We start from the raw sequence: 14,485 nt of genomic DNA on the forward strand, positions 1-14,485 counted from the left end.
AAGGTTTAAAAAATTATAAAGCTGATAAAAATTTTAAAGAAAATAAAATTAACCAACACAAGTCACCCAAACATCAAATAAACACATAAATAACTAGAAATTAGTAAAAAACATGAAAAGTATTAAATTAGAGAATTATGGTGAATCCTCTTAAAAAATAGTTATTCTTTTTATTAATTTTTAAGGGTATAAATCACCAATATTGTACTTAACAGGGAATTTTATATTATATTTAGAGCAAAGCCCTAATTTATAATCATTAATATCAAATAAGTTAAATTTCAAATTGTTTTTATCATTTTTAAGTTTAATCTCATCATTAATCAGTATTTCAAAGCTGTCTAATTTTAGGTGAAATCCCAATCCGGTGTATTTCATATAGCTTTCCTTCAAAACCCAATAATTGAAAAATTCATCTGAAGGACATTTGGAGTTCATGATATTTTCATATTCTGAATTATAGAAATAATGTTTAGCTATATTTAAATCAATTGTAGGATCATTATATTCAACATCAACACCAACTTCCATATCAGATATTGCACATGCAACAATTTTACCTGAATGACTTAAATTGAAATGGATATTGTCATTGTTAGATAGACATGCCTTACCAAAATTTCCTATTTCGAAAGCAGGTTGTGTTATATTCTCTTCACTCAATAATTTTTTCAAAAGTAAATACACACCACAACTAAGCTTTTTATCCTTATCAAATCTAAAATTATCCACTTTTACTTTACGAATTTTAGGCAATAAATTATAAGATTTACTTAAATTTAAATCACTAACATCAACATAAGCTAACTTAATCATCTTTAATCATCAAATACATTAAGGTCATATCATCAAATTGTTCTTGACCGTCAATAAACTTATCAATATCTTCAAGCAATGGTTTGATTGGATCTTTATCATTTTTATAAATATTGAAGAAATCAATTAACCTTTTTTCACCATACATTTCATTATATTTATTATTGGCATCAGTTATTCCATCAGTGTATGCAACAAGTTCACTATCCAAAATGATTTCCTCTTTTTCAAATTCAAAATCATCCATTATTCCCAAAACAAGCCCCTCATTCACTTTTAAAAATTCAAATGAGTTATCATGTTTGATTAATGGAGGGTTATGTCCTGCATTGGCAAATGTCAATTTATGAGTATTTTTATTATAAATTCCCAGCCATAATGTGATGAACATTGCTTCAGAATTATTCTCACATAACTGATTGTTAAGCGAATACAAAATCTTTGAAGGATTTTTTTCATGCATGAGAAGCTGTTTAATCATGACTTGTGTGATTGTTGCAAGCAATGCTGCGGGAACGCCTTTGCCTGACGCATCTCCAATAACAATAGCCAAATTGTCCCCATCTAATTCATAATAATCAAAGAAATCTCCACCAACTTCTTTTGCAGGATGGGAATATCCATTAACAATAAAATCTTGTCTATCGATAGGTTCTAATGGAAGATTTGACTGTTGGATTTTAGTTGCAATATCAAGCTCCGCTTTAATGCGCTCCTTTTCACCTTCAATTTTTTGAATATTTTCAATGTAATAATTATTATGACTGATTAAGTCAGAATAACTTCTGGCTAAAACTCCAATCTCATCATCATTACCCATATATTCAGAATAAATGTTAATCAAACCTTCTGACTCGATTTTCTGATTTTCTTTTACAAAATTTTCAATTTTAGAAAATTTAGTAATAGGTTCAATAACTTTATTTTCAACATATCTCAAAACAGAAAGTGAAGGAATTAAAAATACTAGCAATAAAGCATCTGTTACCAATAACATTGATATAACCACATCTTCAGCAGTACCTGACAGATAAACATCTGCCAACTTGATTAAAACGGAATCTGATGAAATGGCTAAACCAATTATAGTGAGAATTAAAATGATTATTAAAAAACGATTCATAATCCTTTCTGGGATTGAGTTTGAATCAACTTCAGAAACATCAGAAGTGAAAGGTTTTGTTAAATAAGCAAATAACAATACAACAAGAACAACCAATTCAACAAGCACAATTGCATTTGTTAAATTAAAAATACAATCTATAATTAATATTATCACAGTGAAAAGAATTATTGAGCATCCTAAAATCTGATATATTTTTTCATGTTCTTGTTTATTGGATTTTTCAGGAACTTCGAAAAAGTTGAAATGTTTAGATAACCAGATCCCAATTATACCAAACATAAATGATGAATTGATAAAATTGACAAAATAGCTAACTCCAATCTTAGAAACGATAGGTATATTATTAGGATAAATTAGATAAACTAACTTTGCATGTGATATTGCATATAATGCTGCACAAAAAAGAATAATCATAATAAATAAAAGAACATGAGTTGTATTGTCTAATCTTGGTTTTGTAATTTTAACCTTATTGTCGAAGTTATTGTACCATAATTTATATGCCAAATAAGATACACCAAAACCGACAACTGCTGAAGATATGGCTATTGATACAGTATATCCTCTAACCAAATCGCATAAAAAATTTCCGGCAACTGCTCCTATAGCCCCATATGGTCCAAGTAATAATCCTGAAATTAACAATATTCCAACATGAGGGGAGTATCCTCCACCAAAGTTTTTGCCGAATGTCAAATAATAAACTCCCAAATTGAAGATTACCATTATAACAAAAGGTATTAATATCTTTTTTATCTTGTCATTCATTATTCCACTATTTTAATTATTTTTAAATGGTTTTCACCATTAACATACTCATATGAAATTTCATCAGACAGTTCTTTTGTAATATGAATTCCCAAACCTCCCACTTCTGCATCATCGATGTTGTCGGGAGGATTCACATCTTCCTTTAAAAGAGGATTAAATTCAACTCCATTGTCAATGAATTCCATTTTTAATGTTTTATCTGTATAATCCACATTGACTTGAATAAAATCAGAATGAGAATAGTTAACAATATTCACAAAGACTTCTTCAACTATCAAATCAACTTGAAAGTCTTCTTTTAAAATGATGCTATGAATAAATTCATTTAATTGATATAAATTATCAATATTAGGAGTTATTTTCAAGAAACTCATTCTATCTTCAATATCTTATCGAATCCGGACATCCTAAATATTTCTTTAATTGCATCATTGACATTTTTAATAACCATAGGAATGTCGTCACTTTTAAGTTTTTTCTGTGTAGCAATCAATACGCGCAATCCTGCACTGGAAATATACTCCAAAGCAGAAAAATCTAAAATTAAAGAGTTGAAATTACCAAATTCATCATTAATTTCTTTTTCCAAATCCTGTGAAGTGATTGTATCTACACGGCCTTCAACAGCCAAAACTAATTCTTTATCATCATATTCTTTTATAATATTCATATTAATCCCAATTTTTCATTTATTTTTTATTAATTTTAAATATTGTGTTGAATAAACATTTATATAATATAAGTGGTGAATTTTATGGAATCTTTTAATTTATCTTCATCTCAAAAGATGTTATTGTTTTCAGAGATAAATAATCCTCATAATGATTCATTTTATCTGAAATTTAGAAAAAATTATTCAAAAACCGATTTTGAATATGTAAAAAAGGCTATTGAACTAATATCTCAAAAATATTTAAATCTACAAATTAAATATGATACAAACGGTGATTTTAAACAATATTATAATGAAAATGATTCTGTTAATGTAGAATCATTTGAAATATCTGAAATGGATTTGAATGGATTTATTGAAGAGTATTTGAAAAATCCATTTGATGAAATTTTTGACTCACCATTGTATAGATGGGCAGTTCTGAAAACTGAAAACACAACAGTTCTCATTGGTGTTGTTCAGCACATATTGCTTGACGGAACTTCATTGTTTTCAATAATTCCACAGGAAATCGATAAAGTGATTGATTGCATTAAAAACAATGAAAAATATATTCCAATTGATCATTCCTATGAAACATATGTTGAAAAGGAATTGGAATATTTAAACTCCTCTGAAGCCATCGCCGATAAGAAATACTGGTTAAACACTTTAAAAAATTATAATTCTGACTGGTATACCTTTGATAATTCACAACTTGGATTTTTGGAAGTCAAGTTAACCGAAATTCCGCAATTCAATTATTCGCCATTCATCACTGCATTAGCACTTAACTTCTTATACTTTGCCAAATCCAAAAAAGACAACTTGTTATTCAGAGATTTGGTAATGAACACTTCAGTTCATGGAAGATACTTTGGCCAAGAAAATGCCTTAGGAATGTTTGTAAATACCATTCCATTAAGATTAGAATATGATGAAGAATTAACTTTTGAAGAATTGCTTGCCTATTCGAAATCTGTTCTAAAAGAAGGTTTGGCTCATGCAAAACTGCAGTTCAGCGAATATACGACAGATTTAAGAAATCAGAATATTGATCCCGATTGCATTTCAATGGTTTCAATTGTGTCCAATTCAACAGATTATGATTCAAAATTCCTGACTTTACAAAAAGACATAAAATTTCCACTACACTTTAGAATAAACAAAAATTACTCAGATAAAAATGGATTACAATCAATATTTATAGAATATGATAAATCCTGTTTTAATAAAGTGGAAATTCAGGAAATTGCAAAGGGAATTCAGGATTTAGCAAAACAGGTCATGAAAGATTCATCCATAAAATGCAAGGATTATAATGTTGATATTGTTGACTTTTTCAAAGCAGAAAACTACTATAACAACTTAATCAACTCTTTTGATAATCCAACCACAATTTCACCTGATATTAATGGTGATAAAATAAATTATGTATCAATATCCAAGACAATAGATGTTGAAAATCTAAAGCAACTGTCTGGTAAATTTAATTTATCAAAAGAGAAGATATTGCTTGCAACGTTCTTATTTAACTTAACCAAATTTGCTTTTTCGAAAGATATTCTGATATCTTATAATAAATTAGCTTGCGGATACCATTTCAATACTGATTTAAGCGTCAATGAATATCTAAATGATTTCACCGGTCAATTTAGAGAATATCATGGATATCCATTATTAAATAATCATAAGTTGGATTTTTCAAGTGAAATATTATTCTACACTGATGACTATGCTGAAAAAGACTATAAATTCGTATTCAACTTTGAAAGTGGAAAAATCCACATTAGCTATGATGAATCATTCTATTCCAAAGAACTAATGGAAGCATTCTTAAATGGAATTAATGTATTGTTGTCAAAATTCAATTCTTCTGATAAATTACTGAAAAATATTCCCATTCGTGAAGAGATTGAGTTGGATGAGGATTTTGAAATCAAACTTGCCAATGAAGGAATAATCACAGACATGTTTGAAAATATAACTTCAGAAAATCCAGATAAAACTATCCTTATTGCTGAAGATGGCGAGCTAACATATGATGAATTAAATAAAAAAGCTAATAGAATTGCCAATGGATTAATCAAGCGTGGAGTAAACATTGAAGATAGAATAATGTTTATGATGAGAAGAAACAGCGATTTGATAGCGGCTGTTTTAGGTATTGTTAAGGCAGGTGCGGCTTTCATACCGATTGATCCAAATTATCCAAAAAACAGAATCAACCAGATATTGGAAGGCAGTGACTCCAAATTTGTCATTACCAGTTCACAAATCGAATATGATGGAGAAAATAGAATTGATGTTAATGAATTGCTTTTAGAAGAAGATGATTCCAATCCCAAAGTTAATTTAACATCAGATAATCTATGTTTCTTAATATATACTTCAGGTTCAACTGGAAAACCAAAAGGAGTGATGATTACTCACAGAGGAATCTCAAACTATATTGCAAATGTAAAAGAGAATGTTCCAATTTATGAACTAAACAACAAATGCAATAAATTCATTTCAATTTCCACTGTATCCTTTATTGTATTCTTAAGAGAAATATTCGGTACAATATTAAATGGACTGCCTGTTGTATTTGCCAATGATGAACAGGCTATTGATCCGTTGGAACTGGTGCAGTTATTCAGAGATACTGATGCAGAAGGTTTCGGATCAACACCCACAAGATTACTGGAATACCTGCAGCTTGAAGAAATTCAAAACGTTGTCGGCAGATGCAAAGTCATTATTGTAGGTGGAGAAGGATTCCCACCAGTATTGTATGACAGATTATCAAAATACACAGATGCAGATATCTACAATTCTTACGGACCAACAGAAGTGACAATAGCATCACATTACAAACTGATGAACAGTCCTGAAGTCACTGCAGGCTGGCCTATGCTTAATGTAGTTGATAAAATCATGGACATTGATGGAAATCAACTGCCTGCATACGTACCTGGTGAAATCTATGTAGGTGGAGCAGGAATCGCAAGAGGCTATCTAAACAACCAAGAACAAACTGAAAAAGTGTTCATGACATTGAATAATATTCCATATTACAATACTGGAGATTTAGGTAAAAAAGATGATTCAGGTGAGTTATATGTTCTTGGAAGAAATGATACTCAAATTAAGCTTAGAGGTTTAAGAATTGAATTGTCTGAAATTGAAGGAGCAATCGCAAATTATGAAAATATAACTCTTTCCAAAGTGGTAGTTAAAAAAATCAATTCAGTAGAACATTTATGCGCTTATTTCACAGCCACAATCGATATTAATATTGATGATTTAAAACAACATTTGATTGATTCAATTCCTGAATATATGGTGCCTTCATATTTCACACAAATGGAGGAATTCCCAAAAACACCAAACGGAAAAACAGACTTTAAAAACTTGCCAGATCCAATAATTGATAATGATGATTTCATCAATCCAAGAAATGAAATTGAAACAAAGATATATGAAATCGTGTCAGAAATTTTGGGTATTGATGAATTTGGTGTTAATACTGACCTATTCAGCATAGGATTAACTTCACTGTCAGTCATACAATTGACTTCTTCAATTTACAATAAGCTAAACGCTCAATTGAATGTTACTGAAATTTTAAACTATAAAACCATAGAAAAAATTGCATCAGAAATTAAAATCGATGCCTCTGAAAATGATGAAGTTCAGGAGCTATATCCATTAACTTCAAATCAGCTAGGAGTTTACTTTGACTGTATTAAAAATCCGGAAAGTCTAGCATACAACCTTCCGAAAAAAATCCAATTTACAAATGCAATTGATGCAAGTAAACTTAAATCATCCATTGTCAATGTAATCAACAATCATCCATACCTAAAAACAAGAATAATCATGGAAAACGGAGAGGTTTATCAGCAAAGAAGAGACAATTTGAAAGTTGATGATTTAATTAAAATTGTCGATGAAATCAATCTGGATGACTTCATAAAACCATTTAATCTTGAAGAAGGTCCATTATTCAGATTTAAAATAGTTGGCGATTCAATGCTACTGGCTGACTTCCACCATATCATTGTAGATGGAACCTCATTGAACATTCTTTTTGATGAAATCGCAAAGGAATATGATGGAAAAGACTATGACACAGAAGAAATCAATGGTTTTGATTATGCTTTAAGTGAAGAAAAGGTTAAGGAGTCTTCATTATATGAGGAATCAAAATTGTTCTTCTACAATAAAATTAAAGAGTTCGATGAAGCGACATTGATGACTCCTGATTTGAGCGGTGATGAAAATAAAGGAAAAGCATTAGAAAAAACAATATTTATACAAAAAGATAATATTGATGAATTCTGCGCCAAACAATCAATTACTCAAAACAATCTGTTTTTAGCAGCATCCTCATTTGTTTTATCAAAATTCGTCTATGATAAAAAATTGTTAATAGCAACAATTACAAACGGAAGATTTGAGTTCAACCAACAAAAAACATTAGCCATGATGGTTAAAACCCTCCCATTAACTTTGAATTTAGATTCTGAGTTATCATTGGATGAATTCTTTAGTTATGTTAATAAAGAATGGTTGGAAGTATTGACTCATTCATCCTATCCTCTGACAAAGATTTCAGATGAGTATGGATTCACTCCGGACTTTTTATATGCTTTCCACGGCAAAATAATTGAAGATTTAAAAATCAACGGAGAAAAGGTTGCAAGGCAATCTCTAGAAGAGGACAACCTTAAATTCAAATTAAATCTAAACATTGTAGAAGAAAATGATGAATATAAAGTTTTCATCAGATACAATGATCAATTGTATTCAGATGTGTTGATTCAAACATTTTTAGATAGTCTTTCTATTGTCATTGATAAATTCATTGATTTAAATCAAAAAACTCAACTTAAAGATATCTCAATAATTAAACAGAACCAAATATCCAAGGAAGACCTTGACTTTGTAGAATTGGATGAGTACAGGTTAAATAAGATATTTGAAAAACAGGTTGACCTTTATCCTAATGATATTGCAATATATGCCGAAGATGGAAATTTCACGTTCTCCGAGTTAAACGAACGTGCAAATAGAATAGCCAATGCTTTGATTAGGAGAGGTGTTGGTGCTGAAGACAAAGTAATGTTTATCTTAAAAAGAAACAGTAATGTTTTCGCATCAATATTTGGTATTCTAAAGTCCGGTGCAGCATTTATACCAATCGATTCAGATTATCCAAAAGACAGAATCGAGCACGTATTGACAGACAGCGATTCAAAATTCATCATTGTTGATGATATCATTAATATAAAAAACATTGATTTAACCGATTATGAAGAAAATATTATCCCATTAGATGATTTGCTTAAAGAAAACAATGTTTCCAATCCTAATCCTGAATTAAAAGCAGATAATCTTGCATATATCATTTATACTTCAGGTTCAACAGGACTTCCTAAAGGAGTAATGCTGGAGCATAAAAACCTTGCAAACTTTGTCTATCCGGACCCTAAAAACATTTACACATACGACCTTGCAACAAATGGAAAAGCTGAAAATTATAAGGCATTGTCAATTTCAACAGTGGCATTTGACATGTTGCTTCAGGAAACAATGACTGCAATGTTAAATGGCATTCCGATTGTATTTGCTAATGATGATGAATATAAAAATCCAATAACATTATGTGATTTAATAAACAGGACTGGAGCTAACGTTTACAGTGGTACTCCTTCAAGATTGCTGCAATATCTTGAACTTGATGATTTGAATGATGCATTCTCCAAATTCAAAATATTTGCTGTAGGGGGCGAAGGATTCCCTGCACAGCTATTGGAAGCACTGAAAGATATTGATGCTAAAGTGTATAATATTTACGGACCTACTGAAACAACGGTATGCTGTAACAATCGTCTGATTGAAGATGGTGAACTTAAAATAGGTAAACCATTATTCAATGTATATGAATCTATTATGGATTTGGATGCTAATCCGTTACCTCCTAATGTGATGGGGGAGTTGTATATTGCAGGATTAGGTGTTTCAAGGGCATACTTGAACCGTCCGGAAAATAATGCAAAAGCATACACTGAAATTAATGGCATCAGATTCTATAAATCTGGAGATTATGCTAAACTGCATGAAGATGGGGACATTTCCATTTATGGACGTTTGGACAATCAGATTAAACTCAGGGGATTGAGAATAGAGATTGGTGAGATAGAATCCATAATGTCTGATTTTGAACCGATTAATTCATTGGCAGTTGTTGTAAGAAAAATCAAGGATAATGATCATTTATGCGCATATTTCACAGTTAATGATGAATATAAAGTTGAAAATTTAGGCCCTAATGAGTTTTCATTTGATATTGAAGAATTAAAGTCACTGCTTAGTGAAAAATTGACTTATTACATGGTTCCTACAGTTTATATGGAATTGGATGAAATGCCTCAGACATTAAACGGTAAAACTGATTTGAAGAATCTGCCTGAACCTGAATTGATTACTGAATATATTGCTCCTGAAAATGAGGTTGAAGCGTTCTTTGCAAATACTTTTGCAGAAGTTTTAGGTCTGGATGAAGTTAGTGTTGAAGATAATTTCTTTGAAATTGGAGGCACTTCACTGCTCGTAACTAAAATTACTATGGCTGCTTTAAACCGTAATTATGAATTGAGTTATGGTGATTTCTTTAAAAATCCAACTCCAAGAATGCTTTCAGAATTCATTTTGGAAAATGAAGGCGGTAACTCTGCAAAAACAAGCAAATATGATTATTCCAAAATCAATAACTTATTGAAGAAAAATAATTTGGAATCCATGATTAATGGAAAATTAGATGAAGATTTAGGAAATGTTTTATTGACTGGTGCTACAGGATTTTTAGGTATTCATGTTTTAAAGGAACTTCTGGAATCTGAATCAGAAATGGTTTACTGCTTTGTAAGGTCGAGAGGTGATTTGTCTGGTTATGATAGATTGAAATCATTATTCTTCTATTACTTTGCAGATGATTTCAATGAAAAATTGTTCGATGAAAGATTGGAAGTAGTTGAAGGAGATATCACTGACTTCAAATACTTTGAAGAAATCATTTCATTTAATATCGATACTATCATCAACTGTGCCGCTAATGTAAAACACTTTTCATCCGGAACAGACATTGAAGATATTAACCTTGGTGGAGTGGTGAATGGATTGAAGTTTGCCCGTATGAAAAATGCCAAATATGTGCAGGTTTCAACATACAGTGTCGCCGGTGAAAGCATTGACAACTTCCCACCATTGGATGTCAACTATACTGAACATGATTTGTATATTGGTCAGGGAATTGACAACCAGTATATTGACAGTAAGTTTTTAGCTGAAAGGGCTGTGCTTGAAGCTGCTGTTGAAGATGATTTGGATGTTAAGATTATGAGAGTTGGTAATTTGATGGCCAGAAGTTCAGACAGTGAATTCCAAATTAATTTTGAGTCCAATGGATTTATCAATCGTTTAAAGGCATTTGTTACTATGGGCTGTATGCCGTATGAAATGTTGTCCAATAATGTGGAATTCAGCCAGATTGATATGACTGCCAAATCCATTGTGGCATTGTCCAAAACACCAAAAGAGTGCATTGTCTTCCATGCTTATAATTCCCATGTCATATCTTTTGCTGATATTGTTGAGATTATCAGACCTTTAGGTTTAATTATAAAACCGTGTGAAAATGATGAATATGAGAATGCTTTAAAAGATGCATTGGCAGATAAAACCAAACAAGAAGGTGTTTCTGGATTGATTACTTCTGTCGGTTCTGGAAAAACCAAAAAACAATGGGTTCCAGTTGAAAACAAATATACTACCCAAGTATTGTATCGTTTAGGTCTTAACTGGCCATTAATTTCAGAAGAGTATATTTACAATTTTGTTAAATATTTGGATGAACTTGATTTCTTTGGTAATTAGAGGGTTTTAGCAATGTATGAGAGAAATTATGATTTATTGAAAAGTAAGTTTGGTGAGTTTTTCCTGCCAACTTTATTTACTTCCATGGCTGGAAATATTTGTCTGTTTGTTGATTCTTTGATTGTGAGTTTTTTGATTGGATCATCAAACCTTTCTGCAATTCAGTTGGTTGCTCCGGTAATTACATTCGTTAATTTAATTTACTGGATGATTGGATTGGGTGGCAGTGTGTTGTGTTCTGTTTCAAAAGCGGAATTCAATGATGATAAAAGCAATAGTTACTTTTCGGTTTCGATTATTTCTCTTTTAGCTATTGGAATTCTGATTACTATTGTGGGACTGTTATTTTCTGGCAGTATTGTGCAATTTCTGTGTTCCTCACAGCCGGAATTGAATCCTTTAGTTAGTCAATATTTTGTGATGATAATTTTAGGAATGCCCTTTTTATGTTATATGATGAGTTTATCTTATTTCATTCGTGCTGACGGAATTCCTAATTTACCTTTTAGGGCAATTCTTCTTGCAAATATTGTTAACATATGCTGTGATATATTATATATGGGTGTCTTTAAAATTGGATTGGGTGGTGCTGCATTGGCTACTACAACCGGCTATGCAGTAGGTTCCATATTCATATCATATTACTTCTTTAAATCAGAGCGTACTTTGCAGTTTATCAGATTAAAATTAAACTCCATTTTTGCATATCTCAAAGAGATTGTCACTTCAGGTTTTTCTTCAGCCTCAACCCAACTGTATTTAACTTTAAAATTATTTGTTTTAAATTCATTGATAGGGATTTATATTGGAAAGTCCGGTTTGGTTGCATTTGGAATCTGTTATAATAGCCTATTTATTTTGTATATGTTTTTAATTGGAACTGCTCAAACAATGTCTCCAATCGTATCGGTTTACTTTAAGGAGGAAGATTATTCTGGAGTTAACTTTATTCTTAAAAGATCTTTGAAGATTGTTTTGGCTTCAAGTCTGATACTGTCAGTGTTATTTATTGTTTATCCGCAATCATTGCTGATGTTGTATAGTGTTAAAAATCCTGCTGATGTTCCTGTTGTATTGAATGCTTTAAGGATATTTGCAGTAAGTTATGTTGGAACAGCTATTACATTTTTATATACTTTCTATGCTCAGGCTATTCAGGAAAATACAATTTCAACCTTAATTTCATTATTGGAAGGTTTTATTCTTCCTGTTGCATTGTCATTTGGATTGTCCGCAGTGTTGGGTGGAGATGGAATTTGGATTTCCTTTGCAATTGTTGAAGCAATAACCATCTTATTTATATTTACATATTCAAGATATTACAATAAGAAGAGTAATGGAGAATATAAGGGCTTTTTCATCAATAGGATAAATGATATTGAAAATGTGTTTGAACATACTATAAATGGCAATATTGAAGATGCTGTGAGTTTGGCTCGTGATGTTCAGAATTATTTAAAGGACTCAAAATCATCAGCAATCGTTGCTTTAGCAATCGAAGAAATGTTGGTTAATATTATCAATACTAATGAAAATATTGATTTCATTGATGTTATTGTCAGAAACAATGAGGATAATGTTTTAGTTTCCATTAAAGATAGTGGTGTTGAATTTAATCCGATTGTTGAAAATGATGATTTGAAATTTGACAACATTGACATGTTAAATAAAGTTGCAAGTAAAATTGATTATTCAAGGGTTTTGGGATTAAACAGTACTGTAATAACCATTGATGAAAATAATCATTAATAATAATGGAATTATAAAATTAAAATTAATAACAAAAGTTTTATTTATAATTTCAAAAATAGAGTTATATGAAAAACATTATTCAAAGAGCCATATAAGTATACAATATTTTAATCTTATTTGGAAACATAACGCCTTTCTGATATTATTGTGCAATAATCCATTCGATTCTACAAACGGGAAAAGTTCAAATATATAACTCATTAAAACAAGATTAATTGTGAGGAAGATTGTTATGATAGTTTATTTTTCAGCAACCGGAAACTGCAGATATGTTGCTCGCCAAATTGCAGAGTCATTAAACGACGATGCAATATCTCTTCTAGACATTGCCGAGATTAATTTATCAGATGGTGAAACATTGGGATTTGTTTTTCCAACATATTTTTGGGGATTGCCTTCAATTGTCAATGAACTCTTATCAAAGTTGACAATCAGCAAATCTGGGGACAATTATGTTTTCCACATAGCCACTTACGGCACAACATCCGGACAGAATGCAGAATACGTTGAAAGACATCTTAAAAACAAAGGCATTGTATTGGATGCTAAATTTGCAGTTAAGATGCCTGACACATGGACTCCTACATATGACTTGAGCAATCATGAGGAGGTCCTGAAGTTGAATCAGGATGAAAAACCGCAGATTGAAGAAATAATCAACCACGTCAATAACAGAGACAACGGTGATTTCATCAAATCTCATATTCCAATGATTGTCTGCAAATTTGCGCAGGTCATTTACGATAAAAGAAGAAACACATCACATCTGCATGTTGAGGACACCTGCATCGAATGTGGATTGTGTTCAAAGAACTGTCCGATTGAAGCGATTGCAATTACAGATAAAAAACCTGTTTGGGTGAAAGACAAATGTGTGATGTGCCTTAAATGCCTGCACCATTGCCCTAAATTCTCAATCCAATATGATGATAGAACTAAAAATCACGGCCAATATCATCATCCTAAAAAAATATAATCATTTTAATTAGCACATCAGATGCATTTAAATCATGGGAAAAACAATGAATTCATTACAAAATGGCCATTCCCACATCTTTTTTTGAAAACATTTAAATACTCCAAAACATTAATAAATATTAAACTTATCATGATAAGTTTTAAAATCATGAAATATAAAAATAATCATTTGAAAAGGTGGAGAAAATGAATGAAATATTGTGGGCCGCATGGCCATGGATAGGATTCGGAATGGGAATAGTTTTACTCATACAGCTTTTATTTAAAGACAACCTGAGAAGCGACACCAACGTTTCAAGACTTAAAGACCCAACATGGCTTTCCTGGGCAATGGCAGCAGCGTACCTGATTCACGTAGCAGAAGAATACGGAATATACTTTGCAAACGGACAGTACATTCTAATCCAGAACTTCATCGACACAGGAATAAGCGCAATGTTCGGCGGAATACCGATGTTCTTCTTCCC

General features: G+C 31.1%; 8 protein-coding genes. 4 read left to right on the plus strand and 4 right to left on the minus strand.

All coding sequences use genetic code 11. The features are described 5' to 3' along the window. Positions 1–180: 180 nt before the first annotated feature. The 4 genes from IJQ68_RS07230 to IJQ68_RS07245 are packed head-to-tail and all read right to left on the minus strand — an operon-like array spanning position 181 to position 3,383. Positions 181–816 (minus strand): 4'-phosphopantetheinyl transferase superfamily protein, encoded by a 636-nt coding sequence (locus IJQ68_RS07230; RefSeq protein ID WP_292798697.1) that lies wholly within the window; start codon positions 814–816, stop codon positions 181–183. Beyond that, positions 809–2,710, minus strand: coding sequence for a PP2C family protein-serine/threonine phosphatase (locus tag IJQ68_RS07235; RefSeq protein WP_292798699.1), 1,902 nt, complete (start codon positions 2,708–2,710; stop codon positions 809–811). Before IJQ68_RS07235 ends, IJQ68_RS07230 begins: the two co-directional genes overlap by 8 nt. Then, complete coding sequence (locus tag IJQ68_RS07240; protein WP_292798701.1) at positions 2,710–3,087, minus strand: ATP-binding protein; 378 nt, start codon at positions 3,085–3,087, stop codon at positions 2,710–2,712. Before IJQ68_RS07240 ends, IJQ68_RS07235 begins: the two co-directional genes overlap by 1 nt. Further along, positions 3,084–3,383 carry an STAS domain-containing protein gene (locus tag IJQ68_RS07245; protein WP_292798703.1) on the minus strand — a complete coding sequence of 100 codons (300 nt, stop codon included), beginning with the start codon at positions 3,381–3,383 and terminating at the stop codon, positions 3,084–3,086. The genes IJQ68_RS07240 and IJQ68_RS07245 overlap by 4 nt, the downstream gene beginning before the upstream one ends. Before the next feature lie 84 nt (positions 3,384–3,467). Here IJQ68_RS07245 and IJQ68_RS07250 point away from each other — a divergent pair, with 84 nt between their 5' ends. The 4 genes from IJQ68_RS07250 to IJQ68_RS07265 form a co-directional block, all read left to right on the plus strand. After that, complete coding sequence (locus tag IJQ68_RS07250; RefSeq protein WP_292798705.1) at positions 3,468–11,288, plus strand: non-ribosomal peptide synthetase; 7,821 nt, start codon at positions 3,468–3,470, stop codon at positions 11,286–11,288. 12 nt (positions 11,289–11,300) lie between these two features. After that, positions 11,301–13,037: an MATE family efflux transporter gene (locus tag IJQ68_RS07255; protein WP_292798707.1), complete on the plus strand. Its 1,737-nt coding sequence runs from the start codon at positions 11,301–11,303 to the stop codon at positions 13,035–13,037. 235 nt (positions 13,038–13,272) lie between these two features. Continuing rightward, on the plus strand, positions 13,273–14,016 hold the full coding sequence (locus tag IJQ68_RS07260) for an EFR1 family ferrodoxin (protein ID WP_292798709.1): 744 nt from the start codon (positions 13,273–13,275) through the stop codon (positions 14,014–14,016). Between the two features lie 200 nt (positions 14,017–14,216). After that, a partial coding sequence (locus IJQ68_RS07265) for a hypothetical protein (protein ID WP_292798711.1) occupies positions 14,217–14,485 on the plus strand: 269 nt, incomplete at its 3' end.

The organism is Methanobrevibacter sp. (genome assembly GCF_017447225.1).
Taxonomy (GTDB): domain Archaea; phylum Methanobacteriota; class Methanobacteria; order Methanobacteriales; family Methanobacteriaceae; genus Methanocatella.

Bases quoted from the DNA above. Each gene is read 5' to 3' on its own strand.
- IJQ68_RS07235 (WP_292798699.1), bottom strand. From the start codon at position 2,710: ATGAATGACAAGATAAAAAAGATATTAATACCTTTTGTTATAATGGTA.
- IJQ68_RS07230 (WP_292798697.1), bottom strand. From the start codon at position 816: ATGATTAAGTTAGCTTATGTTGATGTTAGTGATTTAAATTTAAGTAAA.
- IJQ68_RS07255 (WP_292798707.1), top strand. From the start codon at position 11,301: ATGTATGAGAGAAATTATGATTTATTGAAAAGTAAGTTTGGTGAGTTT.
- IJQ68_RS07260 (WP_292798709.1), top strand. From the start codon at position 13,273: ATGATAGTTTATTTTTCAGCAACCGGAAACTGCAGATATGTTGCTCGC.
- IJQ68_RS07240 (WP_292798701.1), bottom strand. From the start codon at position 3,087: ATGAGTTTCTTGAAAATAACTCCTAATATTGATAATTTATATCAATTA.
- IJQ68_RS07245 (WP_292798703.1), bottom strand. From the start codon at position 3,383: ATGAATATTATAAAAGAATATGATGATAAAGAATTAGTTTTGGCTGTT.
- IJQ68_RS07250 (WP_292798705.1), top strand. From the start codon at position 3,468: ATGGAATCTTTTAATTTATCTTCATCTCAAAAGATGTTATTGTTTTCA.